Annotated in this window: 26 protein-coding genes; 10 read left to right on the plus strand and 16 right to left on the minus strand. The window is 57.3% G+C overall.

What is annotated here, in order from left to right; genetic code table 11:
- Window positions 1-31: 31 nt before the first annotated feature.
- Window positions 32-364: a 4a-hydroxytetrahydrobiopterin dehydratase gene (locus tag JLC71_RS06765; protein WP_200917987.1), complete on the plus strand. Its 333-nt coding sequence runs from the start codon at window positions 32-34 to the stop codon at window positions 362-364.
- Window positions 361-1,239 carry a ribosome small subunit-dependent GTPase A gene (gene rsgA / locus JLC71_RS06770; protein WP_200917988.1) on the plus strand — a complete coding sequence of 293 codons (879 nt, stop codon included), beginning with the start codon at window positions 361-363 and terminating at the stop codon, window positions 1,237-1,239. Before JLC71_RS06765 ends, rsgA begins: the two co-directional genes overlap by 4 nt.
- A gap of 20 nt (window positions 1,240-1,259) precedes the next feature.
- Here the strand turns inward: rsgA and JLC71_RS06775 are convergent, their stop codons facing one another.
- Both JLC71_RS06775 and JLC71_RS06780 read right to left on the minus strand, forming a co-directional pair.
- The gene (locus JLC71_RS06775) at window positions 1,260-2,219 is read right to left on the minus strand and encodes a hypothetical protein (RefSeq protein ID WP_200917989.1); all 960 of its coding nucleotides are present in this window, start codon (window positions 2,217-2,219) and stop codon (window positions 1,260-1,262) included.
- A 108-nt stretch (window positions 2,220-2,327) separates the two neighbouring features.
- Window positions 2,328-2,822 carry a DUF2062 domain-containing protein gene (locus JLC71_RS06780; protein WP_200917990.1) on the minus strand — a complete coding sequence of 165 codons (495 nt, stop codon included), beginning with the start codon at window positions 2,820-2,822 and terminating at the stop codon, window positions 2,328-2,330.
- Between the two features lie 264 nt (window positions 2,823-3,086).
- Between JLC71_RS06780 and JLC71_RS06785 the strand changes: the two genes are divergently transcribed.
- On the plus strand, window positions 3,087-5,294 hold the full coding sequence (locus JLC71_RS06785; RefSeq protein WP_200917991.1) for a RelA/SpoT family protein: 2,208 nt from the start codon (window positions 3,087-3,089) through the stop codon (window positions 5,292-5,294).
- Between the two features lie 246 nt (window positions 5,295-5,540).
- Complete coding sequence (locus JLC71_RS06790) at window positions 5,541-7,424, plus strand: methyl-accepting chemotaxis protein (protein WP_200917992.1); 1,884 nt, start codon at window positions 5,541-5,543, stop codon at window positions 7,422-7,424.
- 286 nt (window positions 7,425-7,710) lie between these two features.
- On the opposite strand, the gene pyk is transcribed toward JLC71_RS06790, so the two are convergent.
- Both pyk and JLC71_RS06800 read right to left on the minus strand, forming a co-directional pair.
- Window positions 7,711-9,147, minus strand: coding sequence for a pyruvate kinase (gene pyk / locus JLC71_RS06795; RefSeq protein WP_200917993.1), 1,437 nt, complete (start codon window positions 9,145-9,147; stop codon window positions 7,711-7,713).
- 219 nt (window positions 9,148-9,366) lie between these two features.
- Complete coding sequence (locus JLC71_RS06800; protein ID WP_200917994.1) at window positions 9,367-10,095, minus strand: 6-phosphogluconolactonase; 729 nt, start codon at window positions 10,093-10,095, stop codon at window positions 9,367-9,369.
- 238 nt (window positions 10,096-10,333) lie between these two features.
- On the opposite strand from JLC71_RS06800, the gene agaB reads away from it, so the two are divergent.
- Genes agaB through JLC71_RS06825 form a run of 5 tightly spaced genes read left to right on the plus strand, consistent with a single transcriptional unit; the run spans window position 10,334 to window position 13,280 of the window.
- A complete protein-coding gene (gene agaB / locus JLC71_RS06805; RefSeq protein ID WP_200917995.1) occupies window positions 10,334-10,807 on the plus strand; it encodes a PTS galactosamine transporter subunit IIB in 474 nt (157 codons plus the stop codon).
- Between the two features lie 11 nt (window positions 10,808-10,818).
- Entirely contained in the window at window positions 10,819-11,613 is a 795-nt protein-coding gene (gene agaC, locus JLC71_RS06810) for a PTS galactosamine transporter subunit IIC (protein WP_200917996.1), read from the plus strand.
- A complete protein-coding gene (locus JLC71_RS06815) occupies window positions 11,603-12,127 on the plus strand; it encodes a PTS system mannose/fructose/sorbose family transporter subunit IID (protein WP_200917997.1) in 525 nt (174 codons plus the stop codon). Before agaC ends, JLC71_RS06815 begins: the two co-directional genes overlap by 11 nt.
- On the plus strand, window positions 12,124-12,417 hold the full coding sequence (locus tag JLC71_RS06820; protein WP_200914865.1) for a transposase: 294 nt from the start codon (window positions 12,124-12,126) through the stop codon (window positions 12,415-12,417). Before JLC71_RS06815 ends, JLC71_RS06820 begins: the two co-directional genes overlap by 4 nt.
- Complete coding sequence (locus JLC71_RS06825) at window positions 12,414-13,280, plus strand: IS3 family transposase (protein WP_200914866.1); 867 nt, start codon at window positions 12,414-12,416, stop codon at window positions 13,278-13,280. The genes JLC71_RS06820 and JLC71_RS06825 overlap by 4 nt, the downstream gene beginning before the upstream one ends.
- On the opposite strand, the gene JLC71_RS06830 is transcribed toward JLC71_RS06825, so the two are convergent.
- From JLC71_RS06830 to JLC71_RS06865, 8 genes are all read right to left on the minus strand, one after another.
- Window positions 13,270-13,776 (minus strand): cupin domain-containing protein, encoded by a 507-nt coding sequence (locus JLC71_RS06830; RefSeq protein WP_200917998.1) that lies wholly within the window; start codon window positions 13,774-13,776, stop codon window positions 13,270-13,272. The two genes, JLC71_RS06825 and JLC71_RS06830, sit on opposite strands and share 11 nt — an antisense overlap.
- 6 nt (window positions 13,777-13,782) lie before the next feature.
- Window positions 13,783-14,298 (minus strand): GFA family protein, encoded by a 516-nt coding sequence (locus JLC71_RS06835; RefSeq protein WP_374757620.1) that lies wholly within the window; start codon window positions 14,296-14,298, stop codon window positions 13,783-13,785.
- Window positions 14,246-14,794 carry a cysteine hydrolase family protein gene (locus JLC71_RS06840; RefSeq protein WP_200918000.1) on the minus strand — a complete coding sequence of 183 codons (549 nt, stop codon included), beginning with the start codon at window positions 14,792-14,794 and terminating at the stop codon, window positions 14,246-14,248. The genes JLC71_RS06835 and JLC71_RS06840 overlap by 53 nt, the downstream gene beginning before the upstream one ends.
- A gap of 24 nt (window positions 14,795-14,818) precedes the next feature.
- Window positions 14,819-15,421, minus strand: coding sequence for a hypothetical protein (locus tag JLC71_RS06845; protein WP_200918001.1), 603 nt, complete (start codon window positions 15,419-15,421; stop codon window positions 14,819-14,821).
- A gap of 74 nt (window positions 15,422-15,495) precedes the next feature.
- Window positions 15,496-16,032: an NADPH-dependent FMN reductase gene (locus JLC71_RS06850; RefSeq protein ID WP_200918002.1), complete on the minus strand. Its 537-nt coding sequence runs from the start codon at window positions 16,030-16,032 to the stop codon at window positions 15,496-15,498.
- A gap of 93 nt (window positions 16,033-16,125) precedes the next feature.
- Window positions 16,126-16,428: an antibiotic biosynthesis monooxygenase family protein gene (locus JLC71_RS06855; RefSeq protein ID WP_200918003.1), complete on the minus strand. Its 303-nt coding sequence runs from the start codon at window positions 16,426-16,428 to the stop codon at window positions 16,126-16,128.
- A gap of 143 nt (window positions 16,429-16,571) precedes the next feature.
- Complete coding sequence (locus JLC71_RS06860) at window positions 16,572-17,126, minus strand: YdeI/OmpD-associated family protein (RefSeq protein WP_200918004.1); 555 nt, start codon at window positions 17,124-17,126, stop codon at window positions 16,572-16,574.
- Window positions 17,127-17,201: 75 nt separating this feature from the next.
- Complete coding sequence (locus JLC71_RS06865) at window positions 17,202-17,636, minus strand: YybH family protein (RefSeq protein ID WP_200918005.1); 435 nt, start codon at window positions 17,634-17,636, stop codon at window positions 17,202-17,204.
- Between the two features lie 135 nt (window positions 17,637-17,771).
- On the opposite strand from JLC71_RS06865, the gene JLC71_RS06870 reads away from it, so the two are divergent.
- Window positions 17,772-18,791 carry an IS110 family RNA-guided transposase gene (locus JLC71_RS06870; protein ID WP_200918006.1) on the plus strand — a complete coding sequence of 340 codons (1,020 nt, stop codon included), beginning with the start codon at window positions 17,772-17,774 and terminating at the stop codon, window positions 18,789-18,791.
- 371 nt (window positions 18,792-19,162) lie between these two features.
- Here JLC71_RS06870 and JLC71_RS06875 read toward each other — a convergent pair whose 3' ends face one another.
- The 4 genes from JLC71_RS06875 to JLC71_RS06890 form a co-directional block, all read right to left on the minus strand.
- Window positions 19,163-19,987, minus strand: a complete 825-nt coding sequence (locus tag JLC71_RS06875; RefSeq protein ID WP_200918007.1) for a hypothetical protein — start codon at window positions 19,985-19,987, stop codon at window positions 19,163-19,165.
- A gap of 57 nt (window positions 19,988-20,044) precedes the next feature.
- Window positions 20,045-20,563: a hypothetical protein gene (locus JLC71_RS06880; RefSeq protein WP_200918008.1), complete on the minus strand. Its 519-nt coding sequence runs from the start codon at window positions 20,561-20,563 to the stop codon at window positions 20,045-20,047.
- A gap of 119 nt (window positions 20,564-20,682) precedes the next feature.
- The gene (locus JLC71_RS06885; RefSeq protein ID WP_200918009.1) at window positions 20,683-21,288 is read right to left on the minus strand and encodes a hypothetical protein; all 606 of its coding nucleotides are present in this window, start codon (window positions 21,286-21,288) and stop codon (window positions 20,683-20,685) included.
- Window positions 21,289-21,426: 138 nt separating this feature from the next.
- Entirely contained in the window at window positions 21,427-22,026 is a 600-nt protein-coding gene (locus tag JLC71_RS06890) for a GNAT family N-acetyltransferase (protein ID WP_200918010.1), read from the minus strand.
- Window positions 22,027-22,057 lie beyond the last annotated feature (31 nt).

Consider the following 22,057-nt stretch of genomic DNA (forward strand, 5'->3'; position numbering starts at 1 on the left):
GGAAGCTGGTGTCCGTACTCAGGAGCACGCCATGAGCCTCGCTACCGAATATTGCATTCCCAACGCGCCGGCGATGCCGGCCGAAGACACGGTCAAACTGGCCGCCGGCCAGCTTGACCGCTGGCAGGTGCTGGGCACGCAGCTCGAAAAAAACTTCCAGTTCGCCAATTACTACGAAACGATGGCCTTCGTGAATGCGGTCGCCTGGATTGCCAACAGCCAGGATCATCATCCCGATCTGGCCGTTGGCTACAATCATTGCCGGGTGATCTGGACGACCCATTCAGCCGGTGGCCTGACCCGCAACGACTTCATCTGCGCTGCGCGCGTCGATGCCCTTTTCCCTGAATACGGCCCCGAATGACCAACACCGCCCAGATTATCGCCAGCCACGGCAGATCCTATATCGTCGAATTACCCGACGGCAGCACTCGCATCGCCAGTACCCGCGGCAAAAAAACCGATTACGCCTGCGGTGATCGCGTCGCGTTCAAGGAGATCAACGCCGAACAGGCGGTGATCGAGAAAGCGCTTGAGCGCGAAACGCTGCTGTACCGCTCCGATGCCTGGCGCGAAAAGCTGATTGCCGCCAACGTCACCCAGATCATCATCGTGGTCGCGCCGGTACCGAGCTTTTTCGACGAGTTGATCGGCCGTTGCCTAGTCGCCGCCGAAGACGCCGGCATCCGGCCGCTGATCCTGCTCAACAAGTGTGACCTGCCCGAAGCCGAGGCCGCGCGCGGCCGGCTGAGCTATTACCGCGAACTGGGCTACGGCGTGGTTGAGCTGGCCGCCACCGAGGATATCTCGCCGCTGAACGGCTGGCTCGCCGGGCATGTCTCGGTGCTGGTCGGCCAGTCGGGCATGGGCAAATCGACGATTACCAATGCGCTGATCCCCGAGGCGCGCGCCCGCGTCAACGATATTTCGGTCGCGCTCGATTCGGGCAAGCACACCACGACCAACGCGACGCTTTATCACCTCGAGCCCGGCGCCGATCTGATCGATTCGCCGGGGTTGCAATCGTTCGGCCTCGCCCACGTCAGCGCCGAAAACCTGCCGCGGCTGATGCCGGAATTCCGCGAACGCCTCGGTCAATGCCGCTTCCACAATTGCCGGCACCGGCACGAACCGGGTTGCGCCATTCTCGGGGCGGTCAAGGACGGCGCGATTCCGCAAAGCCGGCTGCAACTGCTGTACCGCCTGCAGGACGAGCTGGCAGCCGCACCGTCATACTGACCCCGGCCGCACTGTCTTATTCAGACGGTCACTTGTCGCTCGCAGACGAAGCGCTGGTCGGGCACGAAGGGATAGATCACACCGCATACCCGTCCCTCGTCGTCCCGGATGAACTCGACTTCCAGCGGCCGTCCGATGATGGCAAAGCGGTCCCGGGCCAGCGGCGCCAGCCGGAAGTTACGCATGAACCCCATATGCAGGCGCAGCCCGTCGCCGACCGGCTCCACCTGGAACGGCTGGCGATAGGCATCGGGAAACCCGTTCGGGGGCTGATAGATCCCGGCGTATTGCGACAGGTTGTCCTCGAACGGTGCCGGTTCATTCGGCCGTACGCCCAGGGCGGCACACAAGACCGCCTGATAGCCGGCCCAGTCGCGTGAGGTGGTATCGATGTCCAGCCGCGCAAACGGATACCCGGTCGCGATCATCGCCAGCTGCAGCTGGCTTTCGACAAAGAACGCGATCAACCCACTCTCCCCCGTCTGCTGCAAAGCGCGCTGTACCGGGTAAGCGGCCACATCGGCAGCAACCAGCGCGGCCCAAGCGTGGCCACGCTCCACGATCGTTGCCCGCAGTATCCGTTCCACATCGCACACGAGATGGATCAGGCAGGGCTGGAACCGGGTGAGGAGCGGGTACAACGCATGCAGGTATGCATCGATACCGGATCGGGGGACGTCATGCGCGAGCAGTACTTTGATCGTTGAATGAAAGAAAGCACCGTCAAGACAGAAGAGACCCGCCGACTGATCGATCCGGGCCAGCAGGTTTCGCCAGCATGCCAGCAGGCTGGCGATTGCCGCATCCGGGTCGCGCCCGATTTGCGCCAGAAACGGGGCGAACACCGACTCATTGAGCGTATGCTCCTCCAGCCAGAGCACGCACCGGCCGGCCTCCTCCAGCTGTCGGGCAAGATGCTGCGACAGGCAGGACTTACCGGCGCCAGGGGCTCCTTCGAAAAACAGAATGCGTGCATCCATGGTTGTGGTCACGTCGTATCATCGAAAGGCCCGAGTATATGAAGATGCCGGGGCGTATGGCCGACCGGTTCAACACACAGCAAGCACGGCCAAATTGCCTTCCCCGACCTAGCGCCGGTGACGGCGTCCGGCCCGCTTGCGCAACGCCAGCCAGATATGGATCCGCCAGATGCCATGCACGGCAAAGAACCCGGTGATGGCCAGCAGGGCTGCCAGCGTCGGCAGACCGATCAGCAAGGGCGTGCCGAGCGACAGCATCCACTGCCACATGGCCTGCGACCATTCGAGCAAGCTCAGCCCGGACCAGTCCGGCATCAGCGGGACATGGGTGCCGCCACCAAGACCCGTGATGAAACCGCCCAGCTTGACCGCAACCCAGTACAGGGGCCCGATGGTCAGCGGATTGGTGTAGAAGGTCGCGAACACGGCCACCGGCAGATTCACGCGAAAACCCAGCGACAGCAGGCTCGCGGTGATCACCTGCAAGGGGCCGGGAATCAGGCCACCGATCATCCCTGCCGCCACGCCACCGGCCACCGAATGCCGGTTCAGATGCCATAAATTAGGGTGCGCGAACCAGTGGGCATAACGGCGCAGAAACATATTCTTTGTCAGCGTTGCATGATCCGGCAGATATCGGCGTAAAAAACGTCGGGGCATGAAAACCTTTGTAGGGATTGAAAACACAGCCGTTAAGCTGCAACAGTATATCGGGCCGAGCACGCCGCCCGGCTACAAGTCGCGTGAGCGATGATGGCCGGAGCCAAACCGGTGGGTGCTTTCGCCAGATTGCAATCCGATAATTCTTGGCTTCAACTGACCCGGTGATTGGGGCAGAATTCCAGACTAACCCGGAATTGTTGATTTATGGTCGCCGTTACCCGTCCCCTGGCTCAGTCGATCGCTGAAGCCGCCAACCCGCAAGGGTGGCTGGCACAGCTTGCCGACCGCTATTCGCCTGAAGCAATGAGCCGCCTCAAGGTCGCGCTCGAATGGGCGGCTGAATGCTACGGCGATGCGTGCCTGCCCATTATCGGCGAGCGCATTTTTCCGCATGCCGTCGCCAGCGCCTCCATCGTTGCAGACCTGCGGCTCGATGCCGATGCGGTCATCGCCGCACTGCTGTGCGCCCTGCCCGATCAGCAAACCAATGCGGCCGTAGAGATCGAAAAACGCTTCGGCAAAGATGTCGCGACACTGGTCGACGGCATCAACCGCGTGCGCAAGATCCGCATGCTCACCATGTCGGCGACCCCCAAGCCTGCGGAGGCCGCATCGCAGATCGAATCGATCCGCAAAATGCTGCTGGCGATGGTCGAGGACATGCGCGTGGTGCTGATCACGCTCGCCTGGCGTACCCAGACCATGCACGTACTCGGCCAGGCTCCGGAGGACGTACGCCGCCGCATTGCCGAAGAAACGCTCGATTTCTTCGCGCCGCTCGCCAACCGGCTGGGCGTGTGGCAGATCAAGTGGGAGCTCGAAGATCTCGGATTCCGCTATCAGCACCCCGATATCTACAAGAAGATCGCCAAGCTGCTAGACGAGCGACGAATCGATCGGCAAAACTTCATCGATGACGTGCTTTACAAGCTGCGCACCGAACTCACCGCTGCCGGGGTCGGGCATGCCAGCCTGACCGGGCGGCCCAAGCACATCTACAGCATCTACAAGAAGATGCAGAAGAAGAAGCTCGACTTCTCCGAGCTGTACGACATCCGCGCGGTGCGGGTGCTGGTCGATGACGTCAAGGATTGCTACACCGTGCTCGGCATCGTCCACAACCTGTGGCAGCCGATTCCGGGCGAGTTTGACGATTACATCGCCAACCCCAAGGGCAACTTCTATCGCAGCCTGCACACCGCGGTCATCGGCCCTAATGAGAAGGCACTTGAGGTGCAGATCCGCACCTTCGATATGCACGAGCACGCCGAATTCGGCGTTGCCGCGCACTGGCGTTACAAGGAAGGCGGCAAGGGCGACAGCAAGTACGAAGAGAAAATCGCCTGGCTGCGCCAGTTGCTCGACTGGAAGAGCGACGTCGTTGGCGAGGGCGAACTAGCCGACGCATTCAAGGCCGAGCTGTTCGACGACACCATCTATGTCCTGACGCCAGCCGGGCGCGTCATCGCCCTGCCCAAGAACAGCACACCGATCGACTTCGCCTATCACCTGCATACCGATCTGGGCCACCGCTGCCGCGGTGCCAAGGTCGACGGCGCCATCGTGCCCTTGTCGACGTCACTGAAGAACGGCCAGCGCGTCGAAATCCTCTCGGCCAAGGAAGGCGGCCCGAGCCTGGACTGGCTGCACCACGGTTACGTGAAAAGTCATCGTGCAGCGCAGAAGATCCGCTACTGGATCCGCCAGCAAAACCTCGACGTCGCGATCGAGGCCGGCCGCACGCTCTACGACAAGGAGGCCGCGCGCGTTGGACGCACCCAGGTCCGGCAGGACGATGTTGCCCACCGGCTTGATTTCAAGACCGTCGAGGAAATGCTTGCCGCGCTCGGCCAGGGCGAGCTGACGCTGCGAGCGCTGGCTGACTCGCTGACGTATGAAGAGAGGCCGCAAGCGCCTGAGGAACCCACCAATCCGGACGACGTGATCCGTCGCGCCCGCGCCGACCAGCGCGGTGAAGGCATCCTGATCGAGGGCGTCGACAAGCTGATGACCATGCTGGCCAAGTGCTGCAAACCGGTTCCACCGGATGCGGTCATGGGATTCGTCACCAAGGGGCGCGGCATTTCGATTCATCGCAGCGATTGCCTCACCCTCAAGCGCCTCGCCACCGCGGCGCCGGAGCGGCTGATCAGGGCCGACTGGGGCACACAAGGTAGCGGCATCTTTTCGACCGATATGCTGATCGAGGCACACGATCGCCCCAGCCTGCTACGCGATCTGTCTGACGTCATGTCGCGTGAAAAAATCAACGTCACGGCGGTGAACACGCTCTCGCGCAACAGCCTGGCAAGCATGCGTTTCACCGTTGAGGTTCAGCGCGTTGACGATCTGCCACGCATCTTCGCCCGGCTGAACGAAGTTCCCGGCGTGTTGCGCATCATCCGGCTCTGAAGACCAGCGCCGCACCCGAAAAACCGGCCCTTCGCGGCCGGTTTTTTCATGTCCGGCAAACACGTCCCCGGCCTGTCAGCAAGCGAGCCGGCATCAAATCCACACTTTCAATGCCGCACGTCGGCTTACAGGCTGCGCGCTGGTTCCACCTTATTGGCGGCATCACCCGGATGACATATGGTCGCGCCTCAAAGCCATAACATCGAAGTCTGATACAGGACTCGACCTTTCGCCCCGGGAGATGCAATGCAATCACTACGCACCAAACTCGTCGTCTTCGTCGCCGCGCTGTCGGCGCTGATCACCATCCTGCTGTCGGTCGCCGCCTATACCAGCCAGCGCGCGCAGATCCTCGGTTCGCTGGCCAGCGAAATCCACAGCACCGCCATCGGCTACAACGTCGCGCTGACCAACTGGGTCGAAGGCAAGCAGCACATTCTTGCCGGCACCGCGCACGCGCTCGGCAACGCTGCCGAGCTGCACGGACCGCTGGTGCAGGCGGCCAAGAGCGCCAAATTCGACAGCACCTATATCGGTACCGTCGACAAGCAGATGCAGCAGGATCACCCGATCCCGCTGCCCAAGGACTACGATCCGACCTCGCGCCCCTGGTACAAGCAGGCCGTCGCCGCCGGCCAGGCCATCGTCACCGCCCCGTATGTCGACGCGTCGACCAAGCAGCTGGTGCTGACCTTCGCCGCGCCGGTCAAGGACGCCGCCGGCAATCTCAAGGGCGTTGCCGCGGCCGACATCTATCTCGACGGCGTGGTCAAGGACGTGCTGAACATCAAGCTGCCGGGCAACGGCTACGCCTTCCTCGCCGGCAAGGACGGCAAGGTGCTGGCGCACACCGACGGCAACAAGGTGCTCAAGCCGGTCAGCGATTTTGCGCCCGAGATGAGCGCCGACAGGATGGCCGCCATCGCCGGCGACAGCGCACTGAGCGAAGTCGTCGTCGACGGCTCGGCCAAATTCGTCGACATCCAGCCTATCGACGGCACCGAGTTCGAACTGGTGCTGGTCGTCGACAAGGCCGTTGCGCTGGCGCCGCTCAACCGGCTGCTGTGGCTGAGCATCGCCGCGCTGGTCATGATGCTCGCCGTCATCGTGCCGCTGTCGGGCGTACTGGTTCGCCGCATGCTCGCCGGGCTGGTGCGCGTCCGCGACGCGATGAGCGAAATCGCCAAGGGCGGTGGCGATCTGACCCGCAAGATCGACGTTACCGGCAACGATGAAATCGCCGAAACCGCGCAGGCGTTCAACCGCTTCACCGAGCAGCTGCGAACGATGTTTGTCGAGCTGCAGCGCGAAAACGAGCAGTTGACGCACGGCGTGGCCGATATCGACCAGCTGGTGAAGCAGCTCTCGCATGATTCGCAGGCGCTGTCAGACCTGTCGGCGTCGAATGCGGCGACGATCGAGGAAATCACCGTCAGCATCAGCCACATCGCCGACAACGCCCGCGAAGCCGACCACCTCGTCAACGCCACCGGCGCGCTGTCGGGCGAATCCGCCGCAACGGTCAAGGCCGTCGCCGACGAGGTCGGCAAGTCGGCCGAGGCGGTCAGCGAACTGGCCAGCCTGCTTGACGGCCTCAACCAGCGCGCGCAGGACATCAGCGGCATCATCCGCGTGATCAGCGATATCGCCGACCAGACCAATCTGCTGGCGCTGAACGCCGCGATCGAGGCCGCCCGCGCCGGCGAAACCGGCCGCGGCTTTGCCGTGGTTGCCGATGAAGTCCGCAAGCTGGCCGAGCGCACCGGCAAGGCCACGCTGGAAATCACCGGCATGATCGACGGCGTCCGTGCCGAGACCGCGGCTGCGGTCAGCAATATGGAACGTACTCACGCGGCAGTACAAAACGGTGTATCGCTATCGAACGCCGCGGCCGAAAAAATCGCCCATATTCGCGAAAACATGGACGAAGTGATGCGCAGAATGAGCGAAATCGCGTTGTCGACCAGCGAGCAGCAGAATGCCACCACGGCCATGGCGCAAAGCGCCGAGCACATCACCACGCAGATGCACAAGTCCGACGCGGCCATGCAGCGCGCCACCAGCACCGTGCATCATCTGAACGAGCTGGCGACCTTCCTTCGCGACATGTTCGGCAAATTCCGGCTCTGATTCGGCTGGCGCAGGCAGCCGGCGGCAGACTTGCTGCGACCCGAAATGATCAAAATGTAAATTTTCATCAAATCAAACGTAATTCGTTCCGCTGTGCAACTGCCAAGCGCGGCATATGATGGTTTCAGGAATTCCGGTTCCTAAATACGAGAGATTCCAGCCCGCAGCCATGCGGGCTTTTTTTTGCCCGACGCCTTCATCCATCACTTTTGCCGGTCCCCATACAAAACGGGCCACAGCATAGGCTGCGGCCCGTTCCTTGCTAGCGCTTATATCGCCATGCCGATCAGGCGGCGCGATGATCGCCGATTTTGACGATCTTCATGCTGTTGGTACCGCCGCCCTGGCCGACGACTTCGCCATAGGTGAACACCACCAGATCACCCTGCTGCACCACGCCCTGACGCAACATCTCGATCTCGGCGCGAATCAGCAGACTATCGCGATCGGTGTTTTCCTGCGAAATCATCATCGGCAATACATCGCGGAACAGCGCCAGACGCTGATAGGTTTCCACTTCCGGCGTCAGCGCATAAATAGGCACACCCGATACGGAGCGCGACAGCCACAGCGCCGACGATCCTGATTGCGTCAGTGCGGCAATCGCCTTCACCTGCAAGTGCGCCGAGGCAAACAGCGCCGCCATCGAAATGCTTTGGTCAATGCGCGAGAATTCGCCCGGAGCGAGGATGTCATCGCTGATCTTGCGACCAATCGACTTTTCCGCTTCCAGACACACGCGCGCCATCGATTCGACCGTTTCCACCGGGAACTGGCCGGCGGCCGATTCGGCCGACAGCATCACCGCATCGGTGCCATCGAGCACGGCATTGGCGACGTCCGAAACCTCGGCGCGCGTCGGCACCGGACTGGTGATCATCGATTCCATCATCTGCGTGGCGGTGATCGACAGTTTGTTCTGTCGCCGCGCGACTTTGATCATGCGCTTTTGCAGCGCCGGCACCGCCGCATCACCCACTTCGACCGCGAGGTCGCCACGGGCCACCATGATGCCGTCCGAGGCTTCGACGATTTCTTCCAGATTGGTGATCGCCTCTGTGCGCTCGATCTTGGCGATCAGTTGCGCCTTGCTGCCGGCCGCGCGCAACAGCGTGCGCGCCATATACATGTCGGCGCCCGATTTCGGAAACGATACCGCGACGTAGTCCGCACCCAGTTGGGCCGCGGTCTTGATGTCTTCCATGTCCTTGGCGGTCAGCGCCGGCGCGGTCAGGCCGCCGCCCTTGCGGTTGATGCCCTTGTTGTTCGACAACGGGCCGCCAACCAGCACCGTGGTGTAGACCTCCGGGCCGCGCACTTCGAGCACTTCAAGCTGCACCTTGCCGTCGTCGAGCAAGAGGATCGCGCCGGGTTCGACATCGTTCGGCAGTTCCTTGTAATCCAGGCCGACGCGCTCCTGATTACCCAGCTCGCATGCCGCGTCGAGAATGAAACGCTCGCCCTTCTTCAGGACGATCTTGTTCTTTTCGAACTTGCCAACGCGAATTTTCGGGCCTTGCAAATCGGCCATGATCGCCAGCGACTGGTTCGCGCGCGCCGCACAGCCACGCACCATCGCAGCGCGGTCGATATGATCCTGAGCGGTGCCGTGCGAGAAATTCAAGCGGACCATGTTGACGCCGGCGGCGAGCAAACGCTCCAGCGTGTCCTGATCGCTGGATGCGGGGCCAAGTGTGGCGACGATCTTGGTGCTGCGAAACATGTTTCTTCCTTTGCCTGAGTCTGTTGTTTGGATTGTTATCGCTGACGCCTGTTCGTCACGGCGTCATCTCGGCGCAGATTATAAGCCACTGCTCATGTCATGGTTAAACCGCGCTAATACGACACGTCGTCACACAACAAGCCGGAATATCCCGAACAGACCGTTCGCCCCCGCCGGGACAGGCGCCACGGCGCCGAACAGCCCCGGCAGGCCGCCCGCCTAGCCCAGCCGGCTGGCCGCAGCGGTGTCCAGCATGGTGATCGCATGCCGGTGCCGTCGCAGCAGGCTGGCCGGTACGCCGTTGCCGACCGCCAGTTGCAGCGCCTGACGCACGGTTTCGGCCTTTTTCTCGCCGCTGACCATCAGCACCGCGCAGTGCGCCTGCATGATGCTGGCTATCCCCAGCGTGATGCCCTGCTTCAGCACCGGTTGCTGCGTGCCGAAATATTTCTGCCCGACACTGACCGTGACCGGATCGAGCTCGGTGACGATGCTGCCGCTGTCGACCAAGCAGCCTGGCTCGTTCATGCCCAGATGGCCGTTCATGCCCATGCCGAGCAGCACCAGATCCAGCGGACCGTGTTCGGCGAGGAAAGCGTCGACCCGGCGACACTCGGCCTGCAGGTCGTCCGCCATCGCGTCGTAGAACACGATGCGCTCGGGCGGCACGTTCAGCGGGCCGAATACGGTCTCCTGCATGAAGGCACGACAGCTACCCGGATAGTCGGCCGGCAGGCCGACCCATTCGTCGAGGCCGACGTACACCACCTGCGACAGGTCGACCTCGCCGGCGCGCTGCATTGCAAGCAGCCGTGCATACGCGGCGCGCGGTGTATCGCCGCCGGCCAGGCACAGCACGGCTTGCGGTTTGGCGCGCACGCAGTCGGCAATCAGCGTGGCGACGGCATCGGCCAGCTCGGTCGGGTTGGCAAGGATGCGGGTTTGCATGGGGGACTCCTGTGCGTGATCGATGTCCGTCAGGCTAGCGCGCATGCCGCGCGGACTCGGTATCAAATCCCGCCGGTTCTGCAATCTTTGGCCTGCTTTGTTTCGGTTCTGAAACATTTCCCGGTCTGCATTACAGCGGCGAGACAAATGCTCAACGAGACGTAGCCTTCGCGGCGAGGCGGTTTTTTAGACTGAACTCCAGTCCCCACCGAGGGACGGCGACCAGAAGGAGTCCAAGATGACCGCACCCAATATCCTGCTCACCCGCATCGACAACCGGCTGGTTCACGGCCAGGTCGGCGTGACGTGGACCACCGCGCTCGGCGCCAACCTGCTCGTCGTCGTCGACGACGTCACCGCCGCCGACGAGATGCAGCAGAAGCTGATGGCCATCACCGCCGATCAGGTCGGCGTCGGCATCCGTTTCTTCACGGTCGAGAAGACCATCGCCGTGATCCACAAGGCCGCGCCGGCGCAGCAGATCTTCCTGATCTGCCGCAGCCCGGCGACGGTGCGCCAGCTGGTCGACGGCGGCGTGCCGATCCGCGATGTCAATGTCGGCAACATGCACTTTTCCGACGGCAAGCGGCCGCTCTCCAAGAAGGTCTACGTCGACGACGCCGACCTCGCCGACCTGCGCGCACTCAAGGCGGGCGGCATCAACGTGTTCATCCAGGACACGCCCGGGGACACCAAGGACACCATCCAGTAAGGGAGACGGTCATGCATGAAATCACACTGATGCAGGGGCTGATGCTGGCGGGGGTCGCCTTCATTTTCGGCATCGACTTCTGGCTCGAAGCGCTGTTCCTGTTCCGGCCTATCATCGTCTGCACCGTCACCGGCGCCATTCTCGGCGACCTGCAGATCGGCCTGATCACCGGCGGCCTGACCGAGCTGGCCTTCGCCGGGCTGACCCCGGCCGGCGGCGTGCAGCCGCCGAACCCTATCCTCGCCGGGATCATGACCACGGTGATCGCGCACAGCGCCGGTGTCGACCCGAAGACCGCGATCGGCCTTGGCCTGCCGTTCAGCCTGCTGATGCAGTACATCATCCTGTTCTACTACTCGGCGTTCTCGATGTTCATGCCCAAGGTCGAACGCTACGCGCGCGAGAACAACACCGCCGGTCTCGGTCGGATGAGCCTCTTGATGACGCTGATCGTCGCCTGCACCTATGCGCTGGTGGTGTTCCTGTGTGCGTACTCGGCGCAGGGCGCGATGCAGGCGCTGGTGAAGTCGATGCCGAGCTGGCTGAGCCACGGTTTCGAAGTCGCCGGCGGCATCCTGCCTGCGGTCGGTTTCGGCCTGCTGCTGCGGGTGATGCTGAAGATGCAGTACGTCCCTTACCTGCTCGCCGGCTTCCTGTTCGTCTGCTACGTGCAGATCCAGAACCTGCTGCCGGTCGCGGTGATGGGCGCAGCCTTCGCCCTGTTCGTCTACTTCAACAGCAAGCCGGAATCCGCACCGGCACCCGCCACCGAAGCGCCCAAGGAGGACTACAGCAATGGCATCTGAACACACCACCACGCCTGAAGCCGAAATCACCAAGGGCGACATCACCAAGCTCGCGTTCCGCTCGTCGATGCTGCAGGCCGGCTTCAACTATGAACGGATGCAGTCGGTCGGCTTCACCACGGCGATGCAGCCGCTGCTGAAGAAGATCTATCGCGATGATCCGGAAGGGCTGAAGGCCGCCAACAAGGACAGCCTCGAGTTCATCAACACCCACCCGAACCTGGTCGGTTTCCTGATGGGGCTGCTGATCTCGCTCGAGCAGAAGAAGGAAGACCGCGCGCTGATCAAGGGCCTGAAGGTGGCGCTGTTCGGGCCGATTGCCGGCATCGGCGATGCGATCTTCTGGTTCACGCTGCTGCCCATCGTTGCCGGTGTCTGCGCGTCGTTCGCGATCCAGGGCAATGTGCTCGGACCGCTGATCTTCTTCGGGGTCTACCTTGCGGTGTTCTGGTCTGTCCCTATACGGAAGGACACTAACTTAAGGTGGATAATCGCCACCAAGGAGTGTTCATGACCCAAATCCGCCGTACCTTTCCCGAGTCCTTCAAGCGGGAAGCTGTTGAGCAAATCCTGGCTGGCACGCCGCTACGTCACGTGGCGCAGGCCTTCGGCATCACCGAAGGCCTGCTGGGCAAATGGAAACGCCAGTTTCTGCTCAAGGGCATGGATGCCTTTCCTGGTCATGGCAAGCAACTGGGCGAAGCAGCCGAACTCAAGCGTCTGCGCGATGATCTAGCACGCGTCACCATGGAGCGTGACGTCCTAAAAAAAGCGCTCGCCATCTTCTCGCAGCCCACGAAGTGAAGTACCGCGCCATTCAGGCGCTTGCTGAGCGTTATCCTGTTGCCGTCATGTGCCAGTTGTTCCGCGTCTCACGGAGCAGCTACTACGCTTGGCGCAACCGGCCGCCTTCGATGCGAGAGATGGCTAATCGCGTGCTGTTACGGGAAATCCGTCTGGTCCATGCCGAAGTCAACGGCATCTATGGGCATCGTCGGATACATGCGGAACTGGTCGCACAAGGCTTCGCCTGTGGCCGCCACCGTGTTGGCCGCCTGATGCGCCAAGGCGGGCTGAAGGTACGTTCCCGTAAACGGTGGCGACCTGTCCCGGTCAGCCAACACCTGCTTCCGGTGGCACCAAATCGGCTGGAACGGCAATTCGACGCATCCGGGATGAATCAACGCTGGGTGTCGGACATGACTTACATCCGTACTGACGAGGGCTGGCTGTATCTGGCTGTGGTGCTGGACTTGTATTCCCGCGCCGTGGTCGGCTGGGCAATGCACCATCGAATGCAGCAAGAACTGGTGCATGCTGCGTTGACGATGGCCGTTGCCAGACGGAAACCGGTGCGGGAGGTGCTACTGCATTCGGACCGAGGCAGCCAGTATTGTGCGTTTGATTACCAGATGTTGCTGAAACGGCACGGCATGGTGCCGAGCCATTCACGAGCGGGCAATTGCTGGGACAACGCTGCGATGGAAAGCTTCTTCCGGTCGTTGAAGGCGGAGCGGGTTTACTTGACCCGCTACCGGAGTCACGACGAGGCCCGCGCGGATATATTCGACTACATCCGATTTTACAATCATCGCCGCCGCCATTCGACGCTGGATTACCTGGCACCGGTCGAGTTTGAACGGCAGCATTCAGCGCTTAGCGCTTAATCCTCTGTCCTTCTGCATGGGGACAGACCAGCTCATCTTGGTTCTTGCACAAATAAAAGGCCTGAAACGTGGAGTCAACACTATCCGCATTATCGAATCTGGTGATTCGTGTGTTGGCCGGCTCGTAGAAAGCGGAGCCGGTTGTCAACGTTTGGGCGGGTTGCCCATCGATTTGATACACGATTTTACCGCGAGTGACGGTGCCAACTACTGGGCATGGATGCGAGTGTGGAGGTGCCCTAAGTGAAGGAGAGAGGGTGATTTCCTGAATGGTCACTCTACCGACCTGTCCTTGTGGATGAATATCCACAGCTAAAAGTTCTTTCCTCGAAACCTGAGGAGCGCTAACCACTGTCGTAGAAAGCGAGAATGCTGTGAGCGCGATGAGTAGTTTTAAATGCGGCATTAAAGTTCCTATGAGGCCTAACGTTGAAACTAAACGGACGGACAAGGCATAGCTTTGGCCGGTTCGCTTGAGTGAAGTGTTGGGCGTCATGATGGACTACAGCGAGCGACCGTCGAAGTGCCTTACGGGAAAGGACGACAATTTTACACCTTCAAGGCAACGGGCATTGACTACCACCATTGAATTCCCAGAGAGAATGCCTTCGGCAAACGTATGAATGCCGCACTTTGGGCAGAACCGATGTTTAATGATTTGGGCGTCGAAAGTGTAAGTGGCCATCTGTTCCGGAGAGGTCAGCAAGCGAAATCTATCGGGCTGAAAACCCCAAAGAAGCGCACCCTTCCGCGAACAAATTGAGCAGTTGCACTCAGTAACTTGGGTGAGTTCACCCTCGATCTCGAAAGCCACTTGCCCGCAGTGACAGCTACCTTTGTATTTCATTTGTTGGGTTCTTCGGTTGTGGCAAGACTGTGTAGCAAAGGGAAAATTGGCAGTTGGGATGACGACGCCCAACGTTAAAACTAAGCGGAGGCCGAAGGCCGCCCGCTTGATTGAAATGTTAGAGGTCGTTTGCGACTTCTTCGGTGGATTTGACCTGAGCGAACAACCCATTCAGGCCTGCCAGATATGCAAGTTGCACATCTTCGGCTGCGACCAACGAGCCATTAAAAGAGAGTTCCTTTGTGGCACAAGCATCATGAGCGAGGACGCAAGAAAATCCCAAATCTGCGGCAGCGCGAGTTGTGGTGTCGATACACATATGCGTCATCATGCCGGCGATGACCAACGTTGTAATTTTGCTTTCCTTGAGGTGTTCGAGTAGCGGGGTGCCGCGAAAACTATTGGGGAAGTTTTTTTGGAAAAAAACTTCCCCCGCGGCAGGTGCTACGCATGGATGTATTTCTGCGCCGTATGTATCGGGCAAGAAGAACGTTGCGCCGGGATGCATTGAAATGTGCTGAATATGTATGATTGGAAGGTTGCTTTTACGGAATTTTTCCAATAATTTCGTAGCGTTGTTTCCTGCCTCGACAGGGGACACTAATTCCATAGCGCCATTCGGGAAGTAATCATTTTGAATATCAATTAACAACAGAGCGGTAACCATTAGTATTGACCTCTAACGTTTGAATTAACGGGCGGGCTTTAGCCCGTCCCGATTGAATGAAGTGTTAGCCGACAAGGCTGCGATACACGCCTCACGTGTGGCCCACGCGTCGGCGGTGGTAATTCCGGCTGATGCGGCCCAGTGAGCAACGGCTCGTTTGTGGAGTTCAATCTTTGCATCCGATAACTCGGCGGGCAAAACAACATGCTCTTCGATCAGGGCCTCAAAGGGGCTGGCGCTGCCTTTGGGCAAGCCCGTGAAGTCATAGCGTTTGCTACCGACAGCCAGATAGCAATGCGCCTCCGGAATATAAGACAGATGCGCAGCGCGAAGAATGCTCCCCACTCCGGGGGTGTTTTCCTCCGACATCTTGAAGAGCCCCACCGTCAGTTGAACTTCCATATGACCGCACTCATGTGCCAGCGCCGCCAGCAATTTGTGCTTAGAACTACAAGTGCCACAGTTTTCGGTGATAACAGAGAGCGGATCGTCATTGGCGGCGGTTCTTCCATATGGCAACGCTTGTACGAAGGCAGCAAGCTGCTCGAAGCTGGAAAACCCCAAAGCGGCAACCGCTTTGGACAATGGACCAGAAACAGAAAAGGGAAAACACGGTGGGCTGGGCATGTTCTAGCAAATGGCGGCTGATATTTGAAAAAAGCAAAGGCCGAAGGCTATCCGCTTGATTGAAGTGCAGGGCGTTATACGGCTGCCTTGTGCAATGCCGCTGCGTCGCACAGCGCTGCGAGCGCCATACGCAATGAAACAGCAATTTGTGGATGATGGACGATGCAATCTTCAGTTAATTTCGAGCCGAGGATTGGTACGGTAATGGAAGCCGCTTCAATGATATGGGCTGACATAACCGAGATGGTTTCGTGCAACGCCGCTTGAGCATGAACGGCACGAGGGGATGCATTCAGCAGCGCTACCGGCTTGCGAACAAAGGCCTCACACCCCACCATCCAATCAAGCGCATTTTTCATCACACCCGTAACCCCATGAGCATATTCCGGACTGGCAATAAGCAGCGCATCAGAAGCGATGATGTGCGAACGCAGCTTTCTCACAGGCAATGGATCACTTGTTTCCAGATCTGGATTAAACAGTGGCAGATCACCAAGCCCTTGATAAACACTAATTTCGACGCCTGGCGGTGCGAGGCGAGTCATTGCACGTAGTAATGCTGAATTGTGAGAAGCGGCCCGAAGACTACCTGAGATAGCGAGTATTTTCATGGGGCCCAACGTTGGAGGTAACGTGCGGCCGGAGCCGCGTAGCGGTGGAGGGAACCCAAAGCGCAGCTTTGGGTCGTCACGTTGACCGAAAGATTATGTTCTATTTTCAAGAACCAACTCATAATGCTCAACCGTTGGAAATGGGTCATAAAAGTGATGGAGCAATTGCCGCCACTCTTGGTATTGAGCAGAACCACGGAAGCCAACGGTGTGATCTTCAAGTTTTTCCCAATTTACCAACAAAACATACTGCGATGAATTTTCTAGACAACGTTGCAATTGATGAGAAATGTAACCTGGCATTGAAGATATTATGGCGGAAGCGATTTTGAAAGCGGACTCAAATTCACCTTCTTTTCCAGAAAGAACATTCAGAACGGCGACTTCTAGAATCATATTTCTTCCTGTGTCCTGTGAGTGGCTGCAAAGAACCTAACGATTAAGCTAACAGACGAATAAAAGCGTAGTCTTTGTGAGTCCAGTGAGCGAAGCGAGCGGTGTTGAGCGCCTTGTTAGGCGTATTCAACGGAATATTCCATTTAAAAATTTTCTGCTTCGGGCGCACGGAAGGCCTTACTGTAGTAGCCAGACTGGTCGAAACAGCAAACCTGCTTCTTGCCGGATGCAAGCATATCGCAGGCATCACCAATTCGTTTTGCGCGCGTCTTAAGTTCCTTGGCTGAAGTAATCCAGTGTATCCAGTCTACTCGTGCGATGGTCGTCGTATTGTTCCAAACTTTACGAGCCTCAGGAGTGGCTGCCAGTGCCTCCTGAAAATCTGGTGGGATGTCGGGCTCGGGTTCCTTCTTCACAGGGGTTAGCTCTAGCGTAACAATATCTCCCACGGCCGCCCCTGCGGCTTCGTGTAACTCTCTGCTTACCTGCAGCCAATGGCTCAGCTGACCATCCGGTTCAAGGGTTGCCTGGAAATGGTGCCCATTAATTGTGCCTTCAACTGTCGTCCTTCCTCGCCTCGGAAGCTGTTCACTCGTGTCTCTTGGCAGTACTACGAACGCCCACGATGTATCATTACCAGGCTTTGCCGGACGAAGAAGCTTTGCTGCGAATCGGGATTTCACATCGATTGTTGTCATTGCAATTCCTCTAACTAATACGCCTAGCGCCTGAATTAAGCCAAGCCGCGAAGCGGCTTCGGCTTGAATGAATTGTTAGTCGTCACTGCGATGCAGGATGGCCTGTTGCGACTGGTGGTCAATTGGTGCTGATGTGTGCTCATGGATGATCTTCCAGGAACCTCCAGTCTTGCGCAGAGCCATGGTTACACGGTTGCTGAGAGATCGGAGTTTTGTGCCATCCGGCGCAATCTCGGTGTAAGTGAGAACGGCATGGCCTATGGCCAAGGCTCCGGCTACAGCTGAACTTTCATCGTCGGAAGTGACAACAACACATTCATCTCCGAGTGATGAGAACCAACCTGCAGCCATATCTCGCCACGCCGCCAAGCCGCGAAGCGACCACGTGCCCCACATGTCAAAAACATGGATGTCTTGGTCATAGAGCGCGGTGAATGCGTCAACGTCCTTGACGCGAACGGCATCGCTATAAGCGGCCAGGACACGGAGGAATAGATTACTTTCATCCATACGCGTGAACCTTCCTTTGACGGCTAACGAATAAAAGGGACTTCCCCATCCTAAGGCTGCGGCGGAAGCCGCAGGCAGCCTGCGCTGCCATGATGAAGTTTCCACACCCATCATCGCTTACAGGAGGGGAAATCCATGTCCATTATCACTGTCGGTATCGATCTCGCCAAGAATGTCTTTGCCGTTCATGGCGTCGATGAAACGGGCAAGCCGATGCTGGTCAAACCCAAGGTGCCGCGCGCAGCATTGCTCGAGCTGATCGCCCAACTGCCGCCGTGCCTGATCGGCATGGAAGCCTGTTCCGGTGCGCATCACTGGGCGCGGCAGTTTCAGCCCTTCGGCCATACGGTCAGGCTGATGGCGCCCAAGCTGGTCGTGCCGTATCGCATGGCCGGCAAGCGCGGCAAGAACGACGCCGCCGATGCCGCGGCGATTTGCGAGGCGGTCACCCGGCCACAGATGCGCTTCGTGCCGATTAAGGATCAGGAGCAGCAAGCCGTACTGTGCTTGCACCGTACCCGCCAGGGCTGGGTCGAGGAACGCACCGCGACCTATAACCGCATCCGCGGGCTGCTGGCCGAATTCGGCATCGTCCTGCCGCAGAAGGTCGAACGACTGCGGCGCGAGATCGGGGCTCATCTGGAAGACCTGCCCGGCTGGGCCAACCGCTGCATCGGCGATCTATTGCAGCATGCCAGCCAACTGGACGAACGCATCAACGCCTACAGCCGGATCATCGAACAACTGGCGCACCAGGATCAGCGCGCCCGCCGGCTGCAAACCCAGCCCGGCATCGGCCCGACCACCGCCAGCGCGCTGCTGGCGAGCATCGGCAGCGGCCATGACTTCGCCAGCGGCCGGCAACTGGCCGCCTGGCTCGGGCTGGTGCCGGGGCAGTACAGCAGTGGCGGCAAAGCCCGGCTGGGGCGGATCACCAAGGCCGGCGACGGCTACTTGTGCAGCCTGCTGGTGATGGGCGCCCGCGCGGTACTGGCCGGGCTGGGCGACAAACAGGACCGCTACAGCCGCTGGGTGCGCAGCCTGCAAGAACGACGCGGTTACTGGAAAACCATAGTGGCGATCGCCGCCAAGAACGCCCGCATGGCGTGGGCGATCCTGCATTACGGCGACGACTTCAGCGTGTTGGTGGATTGAATTCCGGCCAATCCAATGACTCAACCCGGGTCAGCAAGCAAGGAATATGGCATGGCGAAATGAATCGAACGCGAACTGCTGGCATTGATGCAGAAAAGGTTGGACCTGCGTGGGGCATGCCTGGTTAATTCAATGGGGCCAATATCCCCGGCTAACGATGGAGGCCCCCGCGCGCGTCTTGTATCAGGGTCCGGACTAAACCAGTCCAACATGACCGTTTGTAGTGTTGCAGTCCTTCACCTTCTCACGCATTCAACCGGTGGTGCCGCCATTCGCCGAAATGAAAACGTCCTTTGCATTGCAAGGGATGGGGAAGCCCTTGTAGTTTGAAGTAACGGGCCGGCTTTAGCCGGTCCCGGTTGACTGAAGTGTTAGCGGTCATTGAGGGCATTTCGCATTTTAACAAAGTCTTCATCGTTGACGTCTTGTTCGGGGTAATCATCATAATCCGCGATCTGCCAGGGAAATGCACTAACTACGGTATGTCTATATCCTACATATGCGCAGTTTGGAAAATAGACTAGCTGCACGAAGGGTGAAGTTTCCCATTCTTTTTTAATGTAACACTCTCCCGGTGTGGGCAGTAGCCACGGCAGCATTCCAAAGGATGAAAATTGATTTTTAATTATTTCTTCGAAATTTCTTATCGCTTCTAACGCTAACTCGCGATCATCGACGTCAACTTCTGGGTTGAAGTGGAGTGCGTAGTTTCGCTTCTCATTCAAGCTGTAGAATGAAATTTCTGCTGCTTGGGTTAAAACGCCCCACTGAGAAAGCGCATCAATGGCTAACGGCCAATAATCAAATGATTTTTTGCGATATACTTTCTTGTAAAGCTCGTGGCTTTTGTAATGGTCGCGCAGGTTAATTACTAAATGATTTAGTACTCTCTCTCCGAGGGCGCAGACTCCCGTTAGGGCGGGATAGTATTGGCCATGCGAAAATGATTCTCGGACTTGAGATAGAAATTTATTGTGAAATGCAACAATCGAGAATGGCTTTGGACCAAGGTCGATAAAGTTCTTTATTTTTTCATCAAAATTGGCTTCACCATATTGCAATTTCAGCCTAGAAATTGTGCGCTGCTGATTGGCGCGCGCTTGTTCTTTTGTTGCCTCTTCCCACTCTTCTCTGATCGGCTCCAGAGCAATGGAACGACTATCAAAGTCAAAGCTGAAAATGCGATATCGTTTCATGAGCGCTAACGTTGAAATTAACCGGCGGGCGTTAGCCCGTCCGGGTTGAATGAAGTGTTAGGAGCCTTGGGGGCAGATGGCATGAATACTCGACCAGTTGTTTAAATGGCTGGTAAGGGATCTTGATGGATCATTGTATGTGCCGTTGGCTATGGATATTTGTTCTTTTTTTCCAAGCCCTCTAGTTTCCCAGCATTGAGCTGATTTGGTGACCCATATGTAGCTATTTATGCGCTCTCTGTTTCCAAGTGAGTCATACAAATCAACCAGCTCTGATGGTTTTATGAAAATGAAATCAAAATCTCGACTATGGAAGCTATACGTAACCAAAATCCAATAATCTGCTGGAGAGGTTTCTATTTTTTCTCGATTAAACGTCCACCATCCGCCGGATTTGATTCCTTGTGCTATTTCTGGTTTAACATTATTGCCAAGATAATCTTTCGAGAATTTAACTTGCAAGGAAATAGATTTGCTGTGCTCTCTGTTTGTAACAAGCAAATCTATTCCGTCATCTTTTGATGGGACCCATACTCTTGCATCAGGAAAATTTTCTTCGATTTTGGTGGCAACCAAATACTCTCCGGCATGAATCGTAAATATTGGGCGCAATGTTTATAGCTCCTAACGTTCAGGTTAAGGGGCCGGCTTTAGCCGGTCCCGAGTGAGCGAAGCGAACGGCCTTGAACCGCATGTTAGGCATTGCAAATTTCCCCGCCTTGTTTTAGCTCTAAGCTCAAGCCGTTTAAAATGGAGCGAAGAAATTTGTCAAAGATCATGAAGGCAACTTCTTGAGCAAGTTTTGCTGTGGCACTATCTGCTAGCTCTGCCCTGTGCACAACAGCATTTCTCGCGCCCTGTAGTTGTGTGATTTCTTCCCAAATTGTTTTTGAGTGGCCTTCTATTTTGGGAGAATTAAAGTCAATGCTTCCGTACTCCTTTAGCACGCGAGCAAGCAAAGGCTTAAACCTGTCAAAGCCGTTATGTTTGACGGCGAGGTCGGAGATAAGGTCTGCGACGGATTCGTTATGAACCAAGCCATAGATAACAGGCTTGAGAAGAGTGACCTTTAAACCAACTTCAATTGAGGTGGTGAAAAGCACTAATGCTGACGATGGTGAAACTTCAAGAAGTTTTCGGGCTTCATGAAATATAGAAATAGCACTCACGGCCAAGGTGCGATTGCTTACATAGTAAGAGCGGAGACGCTCAAATGTAAACTCGTCAATCGCCTGCCCGGATATTTCATCCACCAGCGTTGAATACCATTCATCGCGGGCGTCTTCGTCAGGTGTATTCATATCGACTCCAGGCTTTGCCTAACGTTTGAATTAACGGGCGGGCTTTAGCCCGTCCCGGTTGAATGAAGTGTTAGGCGTACTTGGTCCAATATTTGTTTTCTCTGTTATCGCCTAGCGTTCGTATTGGTCTGGACTTCTTTAACGTGTGCCTATCCAATCTTTTTTATCGAGCTCGTAATGATTGTATTTTTCGTTGTCAATCTCAATAATGCTCTGAAAGCTAAAGCCACATTTTTGTATTACCCTATTCGACGGCGTGTTATTTAATAGAGCAATGGCACTAAGCACCTTGATGTTCGTGCTTTCAAATAAATAATTAATCATTCCTTGTGAGGCTTGGGTTGTGAATCCTTTGCCTCTATGATTCTTGGAAATTGCGTACATAATTTCTCGGTTTGGTGGTGGCAATTCGTCTTTAATTCCTGAACAGCACCAGCCGATAAATTTTCCTGTCTCTTTCAAGATAATTCCTAATCGAAGACGGAGTTCGCCAATGTCTTTACTTTTTGATGCAGTGTTTAAAAACTGTTTGTTTTCTGGAATTTCATAGTTGGTAAACCAATCTTCTCTTTGCTCTTTCGATACGTTCCAGCCTGGCAAAAATTCATGTATTTCAGGTTGCCAAGTGAGTGAATGAAAATCATCTAAATCAGTAACTAAAAATTCTCGTAGGATTACATCCTTGCATTCAATCGTAAAAATGCTTTTTTCGAAATCGGAGCGAGCATTAGTGCTCATAATGCATCCCTCGGCGGACGGGCCGCCTAAC

The sequence above is a fragment of the Jeongeupia sp. HS-3 genome, assembly GCF_015140455.1.
Taxonomy (GTDB): Bacteria; Pseudomonadota; Gammaproteobacteria; order Burkholderiales; family Chitinibacteraceae; genus Jeongeupia.